Source organism: Paracoccus caeni (genome assembly GCF_016629665.1).
GTDB classification, from domain to species: Bacteria; Pseudomonadota; Alphaproteobacteria; order Rhodobacterales; family Rhodobacteraceae; genus Paracoccus; species Paracoccus caeni.
In genome coordinates, this window is the sequence record NZ_JAEPRQ010000012.1 from 22045 (window position 1) to 36460 (window position 14416).

Below are 14416 nucleotides of genomic sequence, written 5' to 3' on the forward strand. Positions count from 1 at the left end.
GCAACCTCAAGTCCTTCGCGCCCTTTCTCGGTGATCGTGTGGAATTTGCGGGACGTTCGACCTTCGCGTTTGGTGGGCGCTGGTCGCCTACTCTCCGAGAGACGATCATCACGCTGGTTTCATTTTATGTTGCTGCTCTCAAACTGACCCGATTTTCAAGCGCTTCTGCGGCCTCCTTGCGCTCACTATAGCGGTCGGTCAGCACCTCTGTCAGATCGCGGGTCAGCAGGGTGAACTTCACCAGCTCCTCCATCACGTCAACGATGCGGTCGTAATAGCTCGACTGCCGCATCCGCCCGGTCTCGTCGAATTCCTGATACGCCTTGGCGACAGAGGACTGGTTCGGGATCGTCAGCATCCTCATCCAGCGGCCTAGGACGCGCATCTGATTCACCGCGTTGAAGCTCTGCGAACCGCCCGAAACCTGCATTACGGCCAGAGTGCGGCCCTGCGTCGGTCGGATCGCGCCCAAGGTGAGCGGGATCCAGTCGATCTGTGCTTTCATCACGCCAGTCATTGCTCCATGGCGCTCCGGGCTGGTCCAGACCTGGCCCTCGGACCAGAGGCAGAGGTCGCGCAATTCCTGCACCTTGGGATGATCGGTCCCGGCATCATCGGGCAGCGGCAGGCCATGCGCGTGGAAAACTTGTGTCTCGCAGCCGAAATGCCGAAGCAGGCGTTCGGCTTCAAGTGTGGCGAAGCGACTATAGGAGTGTTCTCGCAAAGAGCCGTAAAGAAGAAGGATGCGGGGGGGATGACTCGTGCGCTGAACGGCCGGAAGCTCGGGTAGTCGGACGGCATTTGGCGAGAGGTTCGGGAGGTCGGGGATCATGCGCGGGCCTCTTTCAGCACGGCATCTTCGGGAAACCAGCGAGCACCCAATCGAAGCGCGACGTTTACCAGCAGGATCAGCACCGGAACCTCGACCAGTGGGCCGATGACGGCGGCGAAAGCCACCGGCGAGGCCAAACCATAGGCAGCGATGGCGACAGCGATAGCCAACTCGAAATTGTTGCCCGCTGCCGTAAAGGCAATGGCGGTGGTGCGCGGGTAATCGCGGGCAATCATGCGGCCCATGGCGAAGCTGACCAGGAACTGAATGGCGAAATACAGCACTAGCGGGATGGCGATCCGCATCGCATCAAGCGGCAGGCGCACTACGTCACCGCCCTTCAGGCTGAACATCGCGACGATGGTGAACAGCAGTGCGAGCAGCGTGATAGGGCTGATCTTGGGTAGAAACACGTCCCGATACCACGCCTCGCCCTTGCGCTTGGTCAACAGGCGTCGCGTCAGGTAGCCAGCAGCGAAGGGAATGCCCAGATAAATCAGGACCGCCTCGGTCACAGTCCAGAAACCTACGTCGATAACGCTGCCTTCAAGCCCGAACAGAGGCGGCAGAATCGTCAGGAACAGCCAAGCATAGGTCGAGAAGAACAGGATCTGGAAGATCGAATTGAACGCCACCAGCCCCGCGACATACTGGTTATCACCACGGGCAAGCTGGTTCCAGACCAGCACCATGGCGATGCAGCGGGCAAGGCCGATCAGGATCAGGCCGGTCATGTATTCCGGTTGGTCACGCAAGAAGATCACTGCCAACACGAACATCAGCACCGGCCCAATCAGCCAGTTTTGCACCAGCGATAGCACCAGCACGCGCTTGTCGGCAAAGACCTGATTCAGTTCCTCGTAGCGCACCTTTGCCAGCGGTGGATACATCATCAGGATCAGTCCGATGGCGATGGGAATGTTGGTCGAACCGACCGCCATAGCGTTCAGCGCATCCGGCAGGTCGATAAAAACCGTGCCCAGCAGGATGCCGAGTGCCATGGCTGCAAAAATCCAAAGCGTCAGGTAGCGGTCGAGAAAGGAAAGACGGCGAACCGATCTGTCAAATGTCATTGGTGTCGCTCCCGGTTCAGGCTGTGTGCGTGCGGTTGCCTTGGGCATCCACGACCTGCTCGCCGTCCTCTTTGCGGAAGGCTGCCCGCTGTGGCGGCAGCAGGTCCAGCACCTGTTCAGAGGGACGGCACAGCCGCACACCTCTTGGGCTGATCACGATGGGCCGGTTGATCAGGATCGGATGTGCCATCATCGCTTCGATCAGCGCCGCGTCTGTCAGGTTCGGATTGTCCAAACCAAGATCGCCATAGGGGGTGCCATTTTCGCGCAGGAGGTTGCGCGGGCCGATCCCCATTCGGGCGATCAGTCTCTCAAGCATAGCGCGCGAGGGAGGCGTCTTCAGATACTCGATCACGTGCGGCTCGATCCCGGCATTGCGGATCATCGCCAGCGTGTTGCGCGAGGTGCCGCATTCCGGGTTGTGGTAGATGATAACATCCAAGCTGTCCGCTGCCCCGGTCGTGCCTTCGGTCTGCCCGATCTCGTGCAGCTTCGAGGCGAGACTTGCGCGATCCAGCGTGCTGATCGGCAGCGCGGCAAAGGCCCGGATGCGCGCCTTCATGTAGCGCAGCGTGTCGATGAAGGCCATGTCACGTTGAAGATCGCTGCCCGTTTCGGCTGCCGGATCGGCAACGCCCCAATGAGCCGTCATGGGCTTGCCCGGCCAATAGGGACAGGTTTCGCCAGCGGCATTGTCGCAGACGGTAAACACGAAATCCATCATCGGAGCATCGGCGCCGGAAAACTCATCCCAGCTTTTCGAGCGCAACCCTTCAGTGGAGTAATGATAACTTTGCAGGATCTTCAGCGTCCGCGGGTGGATCTCTGCCTTAGGCTGGCTTCCAGCCGAGAAGGCGCGAAACCGCTCGCCACCTTCCTTGCGCAGCACGCTTTCGGCAATGATGGAGCGGGCGGAGTTTCCAGTGCAGAGAAATAGCACGTTGAACACGCGCGGTGATGCGTCAGCCATGAAGGGTATCCTTTCGCGATTCACAGGAACAGGACAGGGCAGCCGCGACCGGCGCGCAGATTTCCGGGTGGCCGTCGCAGCAGTCGCGCATGAGGAATTCGATCAACCCGGTCAGCGCCGCAAAGACCGCGCTGTAAATGATGAAACGCCCTTCGCGTTTTGACCGGATCAGCCCGGCATGTTCGAGATGAGTGAGGTGAAACGACAGCCGCGAGGTGCTGGCATCACCCAGAGCTTCACCGATTGCTCCGGCCGCCATTCCTTCCGGCCCAGCCCTGACCAGAAGCCGGATGATGCGTAACCGAGTTTCCTGTGACAGTGCCGCGAAACCAGCAAGGGCGTGGTGTTCTTCCATAGAATCAATTCCTCAATAGATATTGATCTATATGCCTCAGAAGCATGAGCTATGCAAGCAGGCCAAACCTTGCGTTGCCTTGTGGGCCAGATATCCGACGGAAAGCCAGAAATATCTGACAGACGACACTGCTGTCAGATTCCAGAGCTTCTTGATTCACGGGTCGTGGATTTGCTGTGCCTGCCGGGCAAGACCGTCAGGCACTTCCACCCCAATCGTCAAGCAAAGCTGGCCCACTGCCGAAGGTACGGCGTCTGCTGTGCGGGACAAAGTTGCCGATCACCAGACGAGTTTAATGCCCGACATGAACAACAGTATCGCCAATATCCCGCGCAACCAGCGGTCAGAGAGATAGCGGCTCCCAATATAGGCACCGATGGTGCCGCCGACCGCGACAGCAACCAGCCACGCGGGGAGTGATGACGGGATGTGATCCCAAGCGGCATAGGCCCCAATCAGCGCCGCGAAGGAATTCATAAGATTGTAGACCGCCGTGGTGGCAGCAGTCTGCCGAGCCGTACCCCAGTGCATCGTGAGGATAATAGGTGCGAGAAACACTCCGCCCCCGGTCCCTGTTGTGCCTGAAACGAACCCGATGACAGCCCCAGTAGCCAAGGCTGCCGTGAAAGGAGGCGTGACAGGTGGATCCGCCCCCGTTCGTTTGCCCGAAAGTGCTGTGCGGGCCTTCTGAAACGCCGAAAGGATCAGAACTACCCCGACAAGCAGGAAATAGACGCGCTCGGGCAAGTGAAATGCGCCACCCAGCATCGAAAATGGAAAGCCCAGAATGGCAAAGGGCCAGACATTTCGCCACGATAACCTCCCCGCCCTCAGAAACAGGGCGGTGCCGATGGCTGCAACCAGAAGATTCAGGGAAAGTGCGGTCGTTTTCATGGCCAAGCGGACTAAAACCCACCAACCCCATGATGGCGATGTAACCCGATGCCCCGGCCTGCCCGACCGCTGCGTAGACAATGGCGATGAGCAGAAATGCTATCGAGAGCAGAAGCGTTTGGCTGTCCAAGTCAAAACCGGCTGACCTGGCCCCCCCTTGGGTCCCTCGTTCATAACGAGAGTCTGCGGGTTTGAGATTGGTAGTCGGGTCGGTCTTGATGGCAAGGACGGTGCGGGACAGCCTCTGACCCGCGCACTCGGCCTCATATCGGCCATTCATCCCTACCGCAGCAAACGACTGCTCTACGCCCATAGCGATGTTGTCTCTACATTAAAAATGGGACGCTATGGCCGCTCTTCTCGAAGAAAATGCTTTAAGAGACGCCATTTCTCTCTAAGCGCCGCATCCGGACGTGCCCCTGGATGCTCAGCCACATCGGCAACCATCTTATATCCACGCCACTCTCTCCAAGCGCCAAAGAGCATAAAAAACGCCAATATTGTCAGGGTGGCCAGCACGATCAGAAAAACGCAGATCTGAAGCAAAATCATCGTTTGCGGAGGCCTCCAGTAAAACTTGGCCAGCAACCCAAGAAATATTACCCCTACCACAGAAAATGCCGCCTCCAATTTGCGATTTCGTCGACACAGTGCCGTCCACTCGATTTCCAATTGCCGCTGTCGGGCCGCTCTGCGCGCATTTTTCTGGTCCGACATTGCGGTTACCCGATTTGAGCGGTTGGATTGATCGAATCATCCTCCGTGCTCACGGAAAATCTCCTTTTGAAACGTGAGGCCCATCGCTCCAGCGCAGGAACTGGCATTGATACGGCCCCGTCATTTTCCGACAATATCTCGCAGAGTTCGTCAATAAAGCTGAGAAATTCTTCTCCTGCCTCTGAAGATTTTGGCTGTCCAATCCCCAGCAGAATCCAGTTTGGAGCAACTCCGTAGACATCATGAAGGCGCAGGAGAACGTCCGACGGGACGACGCGCGTTCCCTTCTCGTAGTGGTGATAGGATCTGGCGGAGACACCAAGGACGTCGGCGAACTGCGCTTGTGTCAGAGACTGTTCGAGGCGCAACGCCATCAGTCTGGAGCCGATGTCGATCGCGGCTATTTCCTCTTTTCCATGTGTTCGCGCCCACATCGTCAACGCCCTCCAGTCTAAAGTTGGCGATGTATGTATAGTAGAGATCTGATACGGACCTCACCCATAAAAAACACCGATCTCGTACAAAAGTGCGAAATTAGTTGCCTGACCGATTCGGTGCTGTTAAGTTTTCACCACGACGTCTTGATCGTATCACAAAATATTGGGGCTAAGATTGGACGTCGACATAGAGAAACATGATGCTGTGAAGCGCGCTCTACGTGCGAAGGGGGTAAAATTCGTTGATATTGCCTCTGACATCGGATGTCCGCCAAGTCTGGTGACGATGGTGAGCCAAGGGAGACGCAGCTCCAAACGTGTCGAGATGGCCATAGCGAGCACACTCAACCGACCACCACAGGAAATCTGGCCTGATCGCTATGACATTAAAAAACAAGGAGATATGAAATGATGAGTCGTTAAATAGAAACGACCCCGAAGCTGACGCTTGCGAGGCCGCCTTGTTCGTCGAAATTGCAGCTCCGACAAACGAAGCATCCCCCGCATTGTCAGAAAAGTCAAGCAGGAGCGCCGCTGATGACGGCGCCCGATACTGTTTTATCTGACCAAGAGGAGTGCGCCCTTTGGCGAACGGCTGCGTATGGCCATTCGCAGGGCCAAAATATCATGAAAGATAAGTTTAGCCGACCACGTCCCAGCCGGGCAACGCGCAAGCCGGCCGCACGCTCCAAAGCAAGTTCGCGTGGCCTGATAACCGGCCAGACCAAAGCCGATCCAATACCACGACTACACCATTTCGAGAGCAAACTCGAACAAGCGGTGCTATTTCTACTGCTTGCACGTCGCGACGTTATGGACATTCGTGAACAGCCGCCGGCGATTCAATATCTGGATGCGCACGGTAGAACTAGAATTCACACCTTCGACTTCCTTGTTACTCTGGACGATGGCAGACGGATCGCGATTGACGTGAAGCCGGCCGCTATCGCGGAGCGGAATGGTTTCCGTAATACCCTGAAATTCATCAGGGCTGCGACCCCACTTAGCTTCGCCGATGACATAGTGCTGGTTACTGAACGATCCTTCTGCCCTTCGACCGCGCGTAATGCCGAAAAATTGCATGACTTCCGTCGCACGAAGGACGGCGATGCAGACATGGCGGTTGCTGACCTGATCAGCAATATGTCCGACCCGATGAGCATCGCGGAGTTGGTGCAAAAATCCGGCCTCGGTGGTCGTGCTTTTCGCGCGGCCTTTCGGGCTATCTACGCCGGGCTCCTGCGGACATTGGATGCGGGTGATATCCTTCCAGTAACTCGCGTTATGTCAGGGGTGGCCCAATGACCGGTCACTTTCGTGTCTCAGGAACCGACTGCCTAGAAGTCGCCGGCGCAAAACATCGGTTGCTGCAAAGCGATCGCAGCGGGCTAATTTGGAATCGGCTCGATAACCCTTCGATGTGTCTGTCTTTCACCGGCGACGAGTTCATGCAGCTGTTATCGCGCCCCGATGTTCGGCTGAAGCGCGGAGAATTCTCTGATAAATCCGCATTTCGGCGCAATCGTTGCGATCTGGAATATCTACAATCTGTGGCACCGGAAAAGCGCGCTAAAGCACTATGGCAAACCGCCTGTGCGTGCGCATTTCTCGAGGCAGAGTCCCGCGTCGAAACCACCCGATCAGAAAAGGCTGTTCAGAGAATCTTGCCTGTTCTTGAGGAGCGGGTCAACCTGATCGAGGAAAGCGGGCAAGATGTTGGCCGAAGCAAGCGCGCGGGACACGTGTTCAAGCGGAGGCGCTTTCCATCAGCTCGCTGGCTGCTGCAGTGGGTCAGAATGTATGAAGCGGGAGGACACAGTCCGCTCGTTTTCTTACGCAAGCGGCGACCTGATACGTCAGTAAACAAATTAATCGGTGAGGCCGAGAGCATCCTTGCGGAATGTGTTGCAAAATATCTTGACCGAAACGAGCCCACGCAGGAACAAATCATTGAAGACACGGGCGAACGCTTCGCCGAGATCAATGCGGGCCGCGCGGAGGTCGGGAAGCTCGCCCTTCCAGTACGGTCTGCCAGCACGATCCGGCGCAGGATCAAGGCGCTCGACCCCTTTGAGGTCGTCGCACAGCGCAAAGGTATCGACGCAGCACGTCGGAAGTTCGGTTTTTACGAAGATGGACTCAAAGCGGATTACCCTCTGCAGCGCGTCGAGATGGACGAGTGGCAGATCGACATTTGCTCGCTTTTTGATGAGAGTGGTGCGCTTGAAGGACTTTCCGTCGAGGAACGGACGAAGTTCGAGGTTGGGCGGCGCTGGCTTTACGTAGTCTTGGATTGCGCAACACGGTGCGTGCTTGCCTTCCGGATTGTCGCAACGCCCAACGCCGATGATGCGATCCGAACATTGAAGCTAGTCACTGAGGACAAGACGCCGATCGCCGAGGCCGCCGGATGCGAAAGCCGTTGGGAACAATTCGGTGGTATCGGCATCCTCGTCACTGACCAAGGGTCCGCTTTCGCCGCCGAAAAATTCCGTATGACAGTTGCGGACCTTGGTGCGACTTACGAAGCCCCACCGGCGGGTGTGCCGAAGCTACGTGCCCGAATCGAGCGCATCTTCCGCACCTTCGGTCAAAGACTCGCACCGATGCTGATCGGACGAACGTTCGGAAATCCAGTGGAGCGTGGCGACTATCCCTCCGAGCGATGGGCGGCTCTGACCGACGGCGAACTGGCGCAAATTCTCACGCTGTTCATTGTCGATATCTATCACAATACACCTCACGCAGGCCTGCAGGGTGAAACCCCGGCAAACGCCTGGAAACGGCTGTCGAGTGAACAAGGAGTGACTCCTCCCCCCGACGCCAACCACCATCGCGCAGTGTTCGGCATTCCGCTGAGTCGCAAAATAGGTCGTCATGGCATACGTTTCTTCGGAATCAACTACACCTGCCCGCAGATGCAGGACGCGCTGTTGCGAGGGGCGAGCGGGAACATCCCCATCCGCGTTGATCCCGAGGACATTACCTATGTTTCGGTGTGTCTCGGACACGAGTGGTTCACTGCCGAGGCGGTCTCGCGCTCAGTCTGGGGTCTGAGCCTTGATGAATGGCGGACCATAGTTCGGGACCTCAGAACGCGATTCAAGGACGAGGCTATTCTTTCCGAAAAAGTCATTCGCGCGGCGCGCAAAAAAATTCGCGCGATCGATGCGCGCGCGCGCCAACTGCGTCGAATTCAGCTCCCACACCTCACCTCCGAGCAGCTAGACCGCGAAGAGCGACAGCTTTGCCTGGGGTTGAAGGTTGGTCCTGACGGGTCGGCCGCAACTGGGGACCTGGAATGGCCAAAGGGACGCAAGCGGCCTGATCCGGATGACCTCCTCGGCGATGTCATCACACCGGATGGTCCGACCTCGGGACCTGACGCGGGCGGCATCGCCGATGTCGACCTTTTTCCCGGCGAGAACGAGGAGTGGACATTCGATGACTGATTCAATGACGATTCCGCAGCGCGTTCTCGCGCTGCGGTCCATCTTTGCCGGAAATCATGCCTATCGTACGCTCGAAGAGCGTTTCGGCTATCTACTTGAACGCCGCCGCACGGAGATCGACGCAGGCATCGTCGCCGAAGCCCGCTCTATAGCACTGATCGGCAATTCAGGGGGTGGCAAGACCACTGCCGCCCGGCATTTAATCACCTCCCATCCTGGTCTGGTGCTGCATGATCCGGTTTCAAGCCGAATGGATGTCGCAAGCTTACCAGTTCCGACACCCGCCACGCTCAAATTCGTGGGTCAGACCACGCTGGCTGCGCTCGGCTTTCAGTTGCAGCGCGACCGGACGGCGCAAACCATTTGGGACATGGTAAAAGACCACCTTCAGGCTCGTCGAACCCTGTTCCTGCATTACGATGAAGCCCAGGATCTTGCGGCGCATCAGACGCCGAAGGAGCTCACTTCAGTAGTCAACACGTTAAAATCGCTGATGCAGCATCCCGTTTGGCCGGTCGGATTGATCCTGACCGGTACAATCGAACTAAAGACCATCATCAATCACGACGCCCAGTTGGCGCGGCGTGTCTATCCAGTTGAGTTCCCACAACTCGATCTAGCTTTCGATGCTGACAGGGTCCAGCGCCTACTACACCTTTACGCCGACCGTGCGCTCCTGACCGTGGCCGAAGAGGTCGGCACCCCCGAGTTCGCGGCGCGGCTGATCCATGCGGGCGCGCGAGAGTTCGGGCTACTGATCGAACTAGTCATCGCAGCATTGGAGGAGGCTATGATGGGGAACGCCGACGCTCTGAGGATCCAGCATTTTACCGCTATGTTTCGCAAGCGTGCGGGTTGTATTGATGGCCTCAATCCGTTCGTCGCCGAGGATTTCGAACGCATCGAAAGTCGCCGCTTACTCGATCAGGAAGGTGACACATGACCCCACTCGCCTTGACCCTTACAGCGTCTCCTCGTGAGACGCCCACCTCCTATGTCTCGCGACTGGCTGCCAGGAACCTTAGCTCAGACCTATGGGGATTTTGCTTGGATGTTGGCTTAAATTTTCCGGCGTTATCGACGGGAGATCCAGCATCGGTTGCGCATCTTTGCAATTTGGCAGGCCTACCACCGCAAAGTTTCGACCGAACCACCGTCCTGAAAACCTCCAGCATGCGGTACCTCGTCGGCGGAGAGGTAATGAATACCGAAACGCTTGATCGTGGAACAATTCGACTCTGTCCTGTGTGCATCAGCGAAGCTCTGAAGAATGGCGCATCGCCTTGGCAAGTGATCCATGAAGCGCACTGGCAGATTGTGCAAGTCAGACGTTGCCTGCGCCACGGTGCGTTGCTAACCCAATACCGGACCAAATCGAACCCGGCATCCCGTTTTGATGTCACAGCGTTGATCCGTAAGATGGACCCCAAGAGCCCTGCCTCCTGCGAAAAGGATGCCGATGCTCTCGACTATTATCTGACCTCACGAGCCTACGGAAAGCACCGGGACAACTGGTGTAATCGCTTGCAGATCCCTGCCCTTATAAAGGCAGCTGAGGCCTTCGGCATCCTATTGAACCACGGAAAGGAGGCATTTCCGTCAGCGTTCTCGCCAGAAATCAGAAGGGATGCAATGTTGACAGGGTTTGACGTTTTGTCTGGTGGAGAGGACGGGATTTTTGATGCCCTTGGCCGGTTTGCACGACGGACGCCATCTCGGGGTGGCGACCAACCTTATCCCCGTCATGGTGTTGTGCAGAGCCTGCTGGGGTCGAATTGCAAGTTACGCGAGGATCTCGATCCTGTGCGCGATGTTGTGCGAAGGTACCTTCTGGAAAGTTTCCCTTATAAACCCGGCAGTGTGGTTCTGGGCCGCAGAGTCACAGAGCGGCGTGTCCATTCGATTCGCAGTGCCTGCCGAGCGATCGGCGTACGACGATCACTTCTAGAAAAAATGCTAATTGAAGGCCGGCTGGCTGAGCGCAACATTTCCGGGCACCTCAAACTTCGCACGGTTCTATCCGTCGATTTGATTGCATCTCTTCATGCTGAAAAGACAAATTATCTCAACCAGCAGCAAACAGCACATTATCTCGGCTGCAGCTTTGCAATGTTCAAGCAGCTGAGCAAGGCTGGATTGCTGATCCCGGCCGAGGGAGACAAGACTCGTGCGCGCAAGGGCTTTCACCGACGTGATTTGGACGAATTTTTGCAAGTATTGGGCGCTGGCGCCAAACGTTTTCGCGCTGCGCCGCCGCAGCTTTGCAGTCTTGAATTGGCAACTCGAAAGGCGAATTGCAGCGTTCCCGATATCGTCGGACTCATCATTGCCGGGAGGCTGAATGCGCGCGGAAGGCTGTCTGATAGGACTGAACTCGACCAACTCCTAATCTGTCCCGACGAGTTAAAGCGTGCAATGCCACGATCCGAGCGAACGACGATGCCAAAAAATGATGTCATGCGACTTCTCCGCCTTCCTCTGCACGCAATCGATTTACTGAGAGGCGCGGGATACCTGGAGACAATACGTGCGCAAGATCCCATATCCCGTGTCACGCGCGAATTCTACACGGTAGCATCGGTTAATCGCTTCATCAAAAAATATGCCTCGCTTGGAGTGCTGCGGCGAGAACGAAATGATTTCCTGTTTCTCTGCCAAAGACACCTCAACCTCATCGGTGTCTCGCCTGCTTTTATACTTGATGGTTGGCTAAAGATCTACAAGCGGTCAGATTTGCCGCCTGGTTTCGAGAGCAAGGTAAGAAGCTTGCGAAAAACCGAAGCAGCCGACTTGGTGAAAGTTAAGCCTCGGACCATTATAGGAATAAAGAAGCTCGCCCGAAAATATGAAAAAGAGCATGGAATGACGCACGCAGTTGCGCTGAAAACTGCAGCGATGCAAGCAACCTAATTTTCAAACCAGACCACTCAGGTAGGGCTAATCGGCGTCAGGTAGCCAAATAAGGTAGTAAATCTGGTTCCTTGGAATCGCCGTATAGCCATTCATACAGAATGCCGACATAGTCGTAGAGAGCCTTTTCGGACGCAAAGTCGGTTTGGTACTCACGTTCGTATTCGGAGTGCCGGAGAGGCCTATATTTCAGGAACTGTTCCATCTCCTGCTTCAGAAGTGGTTTGAACGAACCATTGTTCTGCTTGACTTCTTCATTGAGAAATCCGTCGCGCTCGCTGTTTCCATCCAAATAAGTGCGAAACAGCCAGTGCAATTGATGGAAATTAGTGGGCCAAGCCAGGCCGTTGTTCTGGTTCATAACTTTATCGCTCATCTGGCCATCGGGAAGGATGAATCATAAACGGCCTCAATCTTCTTTGTGATGGGATCTTCCATGATTTTCAAGCCTGTCCTGATCTTCCCCCCCGTGAAATCAACCGAGGTCACACCTGTCGGATTCGTAGCTGATCCCACACGCGCGTAGCCCGAGAATCTAGCGTTTGCTTTTGTTCCGAATATATCCACGATATCAACATCGATATATACATAATTCTTCCCTTCGCTGAGGGCGGTGTCCGCCTGCTTTCCTAATGTACCCCAGTTGTCCGCAAGGTAGTCAAAAGCCCTCACCTGATCCGCAGCCGAATTAAACTTTGTTGAACTCGAGGGCGCTCGACGCGATACCGTACCCGTTACAGGATCGCGCTTCTCAAGAATTCGGTCCCTCAGAGAGCGCATAGACACACTCCATCCATGCTTCCACCTTGCACTTTCACCTTGGTAAACTTGCGAAAATGCTGCCGAACATCCTCCATGGGAATGGTGCTGCGTAGTAGTATGCCGGTTCCATAACCCCAGTGCTTTCTGAAGAAATCACGATGAAACCGAGGCGCGTTATGCTCTGAAAAATGTATGTCAGAACGCAATGTCAGGTCGATGAGGTAAGGTGCTGCATGCGAAACTTCATTCGAAAGATCTCCATTGAATAAACAAGAAACAGGGACATCTGCGCTATCGAGCTTGAAGATGCCCGCAACTTTAGTGTGCAAGGTACCATCAACCAAAAGATAGGTTCGCGTATCACCACCAAAGATCAACTTCCCGAGCTCAGCCGATATCCAGTCGTTGTCGCTTGGTCTCGTGACCTGGTGAGTGGTCATGAGTAGAAGGGAAGGATCGCGATGGTCTTCGCCTTGGGAACCAATGGAATATGTCAATGCTGAAAGCCGAAGTATGATGATTAATGAAATGAGCTTTGGGCGCATCCTCCGGCAACCCCTGAACGGGATCGTGCAGACTTTGCAGAAAGCATCAATTGAAGAAGTGACCGCATTTTGGTTGGAAACGACAAAAAATCTAGAGAAAACAGTGATCATTGATGTCAAGCCCCCTGGAGGCCTGCGCTTTTCTAACCCCCCGCCGTCACCACCGCTTTCTCGGTCAACTCCCGGCTCTGAGTGGGCCGCAGGACTTTTTAAGTGACGCTCGAATAAGATCGGCCTGCATGCTTAGGTCGACGAAAACGCGCGTCAGCCGGCAGTTCTCACCCTCGATGGCCTTCGTCTGGCTGAAGATGGGCGGGCGATGCCGGCACCTCGCCCGCCATTTTAAAATGTGCACTGCGTGTCCTCTGCTCGCAGCACAGCTCGGAAACGGGCAACCCACCCTCAGACTGACGCGACACGCCGATGATCTGGACTGCGTTGAAACGGCTCTTATTCATTGGGATACCTTTATCCACCGTGCTGCGGAAACTCCACTTCCACTCCCCCTTAATAAAAGGGAGGATTGCGGAAGGTTTGGTTGGCGGATGAGGAAGTGTTGGTGCGCGATCCTAATCTTAAGTCGTTGATTTGTCATAAAGGCAGGGGAAGACTTAGCTGACAATCGACACGGTTTATGGCGTTTCAGAAAGTCTTGCCTTTTGTTTCAAGAAGGCGGCTTTTCTTTCTAGACATACGGGTCCCTGACGCTTTTTCTGCCCTGTAGCAAAGCACGTGACTGACAGTATATTTGTTTGCTCAACTTGACGTCCTGAGCTTCGAATCCGGCCCATTGCCAACTTCGGGCTCGACCGGTGCTGCGCGGACGGATCCTGGAAAGCCGACTTTCGACTATTACCCGCCCCTGATTCTCGTCTCGTCAACTTGCTCCTTTCGCTGCCTTATACCACCCCACACAGCAGCATTTCCCCTTCCAGCAGGGCGGCATGATCAGGAACCAGCGCTTGAACGTCGCAGGACTGATGGCGAGGCGCATGACGCGGTCCTTGAGGAGCTTGACCGTCCAACTCGCCGACGCGTGGGCACTTCGGCATCTGTCGGTTTGCATCAAGGCTGGCGCCGAGCTTTCTGGTCCGGCACAGAGCCTGTTTCGGCATCTCTGCGCAGCGTGACCCGTTCCGGCCAAGCATAACAAGGCAGGTCTAATCCGCCTAGATCCGGTTTACTCGGCCAACGGAGGGTGTAAAGATTGTGTTCAAATGCGCACAGGCTGCACTTGGAAGGGCCGCACCATGACCGATCGCTGGCTCTCCGTCGAGGAGATCGCTGATTATCTCGGTGTCAGCAAGGATACTGTTTACGGGTGGATTTCTAGGCGTGAGATGCCAGCGCACAAGGTCGGTCGACTTTGGAAGTTCAAGATCGACGAAATCGATGAATGGGTCAGAAACGGAAAGGCCGCTGACGACCTAAACGCCTGATCGCAAACCAGGCGAAAAGTGAGAAGATGA

At 55.8% G+C, this 14416-nt stretch carries 16 protein-coding genes; 6 read left to right on the forward strand and 10 right to left on the reverse strand.

What is annotated here, in order from left to right; genetic code table 11:
- Positions 1-124: 124 nt before the first annotated feature.
- The 7 genes from arsH to JJJ17_RS19300 all read right to left on the reverse strand — a co-directional run bounded on the left by arsH (position 125) and on the right by JJJ17_RS19300 (position 5275).
- Entirely contained in the window at positions 125-832 is a 708-nt protein-coding gene (gene arsH, locus JJJ17_RS19270) for an arsenical resistance protein ArsH (RefSeq protein ID WP_200689390.1), read from the reverse strand.
- Positions 829-1905 carry an ACR3 family arsenite efflux transporter gene (gene arsB, locus JJJ17_RS19275; protein ID WP_200689391.1) on the reverse strand — a complete coding sequence of 359 codons (1077 nt, stop codon included), beginning with the start codon at positions 1903-1905 and terminating at the stop codon, positions 829-831. Before arsB ends, arsH begins: the two co-directional genes overlap by 4 nt.
- A 16-nt stretch (positions 1906-1921) precedes the next feature.
- The gene (arsC, locus tag JJJ17_RS20730; RefSeq protein ID WP_200689392.1) at positions 1922-2875 is read right to left on the reverse strand and encodes an arsenate reductase (glutaredoxin); all 954 of its coding nucleotides are present in this window, start codon (positions 2873-2875) and stop codon (positions 1922-1924) included.
- The gene (locus JJJ17_RS19285; RefSeq protein WP_200689393.1) at positions 2868-3230 is read right to left on the reverse strand and encodes an ArsR/SmtB family transcription factor; all 363 of its coding nucleotides are present in this window, start codon (positions 3228-3230) and stop codon (positions 2868-2870) included. The genes arsC and JJJ17_RS19285 overlap by 8 nt, the downstream gene beginning before the upstream one ends.
- 279 nt (positions 3231-3509) lie before the next feature.
- Complete coding sequence (locus JJJ17_RS19290; RefSeq protein WP_234464218.1) at positions 3510-4124, reverse strand: sulfite exporter TauE/SafE family protein; 615 nt, start codon at positions 4122-4124, stop codon at positions 3510-3512.
- 345 nt (positions 4125-4469) lie between these two features.
- A complete protein-coding gene (locus JJJ17_RS19295; RefSeq protein WP_200689395.1) occupies positions 4470-4841 on the reverse strand; it encodes a hypothetical protein in 372 nt (123 codons plus the stop codon).
- Positions 4842-4846: 5 nt separating this feature from the next.
- On the reverse strand, positions 4847-5275 hold the full coding sequence (locus JJJ17_RS19300; RefSeq protein ID WP_200689396.1) for a helix-turn-helix domain-containing protein: 429 nt from the start codon (positions 5273-5275) through the stop codon (positions 4847-4849).
- Positions 5276-5483: 208 nt separating this feature from the next.
- On the opposite strand from JJJ17_RS19300, the gene JJJ17_RS20715 reads away from it, so the two are divergent.
- From JJJ17_RS20715 to JJJ17_RS19325, 5 genes are all read left to right on the forward strand, one after another.
- The gene (locus JJJ17_RS20715) at positions 5484-5690 is read left to right on the forward strand and encodes a helix-turn-helix domain-containing protein (protein WP_407673384.1); all 207 of its coding nucleotides are present in this window, start codon (positions 5484-5486) and stop codon (positions 5688-5690) included.
- A 125-nt stretch (positions 5691-5815) separates the two neighbouring features.
- Positions 5816-6583, forward strand: a complete 768-nt coding sequence (locus tag JJJ17_RS19310) for a TnsA endonuclease N-terminal domain-containing protein (RefSeq protein ID WP_200689399.1) — start codon at positions 5816-5818, stop codon at positions 6581-6583.
- Positions 6580-8730 (forward strand): Mu transposase C-terminal domain-containing protein, encoded by a 2151-nt coding sequence (locus JJJ17_RS19315; protein WP_200689401.1) that lies wholly within the window; start codon positions 6580-6582, stop codon positions 8728-8730. The genes JJJ17_RS19310 and JJJ17_RS19315 overlap by 4 nt, the downstream gene beginning before the upstream one ends.
- On the forward strand, positions 8723-9673 hold the full coding sequence (locus JJJ17_RS19320) for an ATP-binding protein (RefSeq protein ID WP_200689402.1): 951 nt from the start codon (positions 8723-8725) through the stop codon (positions 9671-9673). Before JJJ17_RS19315 ends, JJJ17_RS19320 begins: the two co-directional genes overlap by 8 nt.
- On the forward strand, positions 9670-11640 hold the full coding sequence (locus JJJ17_RS19325) for a TniQ family protein (protein WP_200689404.1): 1971 nt from the start codon (positions 9670-9672) through the stop codon (positions 11638-11640). The genes JJJ17_RS19320 and JJJ17_RS19325 overlap by 4 nt, the downstream gene beginning before the upstream one ends.
- A gap of 37 nt (positions 11641-11677) precedes the next feature.
- Here the strand turns inward: JJJ17_RS19325 and JJJ17_RS19330 are convergent, their stop codons facing one another.
- The 3 genes from JJJ17_RS19330 to JJJ17_RS19340 all read right to left on the reverse strand — a co-directional run bounded on the left by JJJ17_RS19330 (position 11678) and on the right by JJJ17_RS19340 (position 13058).
- Entirely contained in the window at positions 11678-12016 is a 339-nt protein-coding gene (locus JJJ17_RS19330; protein ID WP_200689406.1) for a hypothetical protein, read from the reverse strand.
- Positions 12013-12312: a hypothetical protein gene (locus JJJ17_RS19335; RefSeq protein ID WP_234464219.1), complete on the reverse strand. Its 300-nt coding sequence runs from the start codon at positions 12310-12312 to the stop codon at positions 12013-12015. Before JJJ17_RS19335 ends, JJJ17_RS19330 begins: the two co-directional genes overlap by 4 nt.
- Before the next feature lie 95 nt (positions 12313-12407).
- Complete coding sequence (locus JJJ17_RS19340; protein WP_200689409.1) at positions 12408-13058, reverse strand: DUF4123 domain-containing protein; 651 nt, start codon at positions 13056-13058, stop codon at positions 12408-12410.
- A 1139-nt stretch (positions 13059-14197) separates the two neighbouring features.
- Here JJJ17_RS19340 and mads1 point away from each other — a divergent pair.
- Positions 14198-14386, forward strand: coding sequence for a methylation-associated defense system helix-turn-helix domain-containing protein MAD1 (gene mads1, locus JJJ17_RS19345; RefSeq protein WP_200689410.1), 189 nt, complete (start codon positions 14198-14200; stop codon positions 14384-14386).
- The last annotated feature ends 30 nt before the right edge of the window (positions 14387-14416 follow it).

Coding starts and splice junctions, on each gene's coding strand:
- arsH (WP_200689390.1), bottom strand. CDS start 832: ATGATCCCCGACCTCCCGAACCTCTCGCCAAATGCCGTCCGACTACCC.
- arsB (WP_200689391.1), bottom strand. CDS start 1,905: ATGACATTTGACAGATCGGTTCGCCGTCTTTCCTTTCTCGACCGCTAC.
- arsC (WP_200689392.1), bottom strand. CDS start 2,875: ATGGCTGACGCATCACCGCGCGTGTTCAACGTGCTATTTCTCTGCACT.
- JJJ17_RS19285 (WP_200689393.1), bottom strand. CDS start 3,230: ATGGAAGAACACCACGCCCTTGCTGGTTTCGCGGCACTGTCACAGGAA.
- JJJ17_RS19290 (WP_234464218.1), bottom strand. CDS start 4,124: ATGAAAACGACCGCACTTTCCCTGAATCTTCTGGTTGCAGCCATCGGC.
- JJJ17_RS19295 (WP_200689395.1), bottom strand. CDS start 4,841: ATGTCGGACCAGAAAAATGCGCGCAGAGCGGCCCGACAGCGGCAATTG.
- JJJ17_RS19300 (WP_200689396.1), bottom strand. CDS start 5,275: ATGTGGGCGCGAACACATGGAAAAGAGGAAATAGCCGCGATCGACATC.
- JJJ17_RS19310 (WP_200689399.1), top strand. CDS start 5,816: ATGACGGCGCCCGATACTGTTTTATCTGACCAAGAGGAGTGCGCCCTT.
- JJJ17_RS19315 (WP_200689401.1), top strand. CDS start 6,580: ATGACCGGTCACTTTCGTGTCTCAGGAACCGACTGCCTAGAAGTCGCC.
- JJJ17_RS19320 (WP_200689402.1), top strand. CDS start 8,723: ATGACTGATTCAATGACGATTCCGCAGCGCGTTCTCGCGCTGCGGTCC.
- JJJ17_RS19325 (WP_200689404.1), top strand. CDS start 9,670: ATGACCCCACTCGCCTTGACCCTTACAGCGTCTCCTCGTGAGACGCCC.
- JJJ17_RS19330 (WP_200689406.1), bottom strand. CDS start 12,016: ATGAGCGATAAAGTTATGAACCAGAACAACGGCCTGGCTTGGCCCACT.
- JJJ17_RS19340 (WP_200689409.1), bottom strand. CDS start 13,058: ATGATCACTGTTTTCTCTAGATTTTTTGTCGTTTCCAACCAAAATGCG.
- mads1 (WP_200689410.1), top strand. CDS start 14,198: ATGACCGATCGCTGGCTCTCCGTCGAGGAGATCGCTGATTATCTCGGT.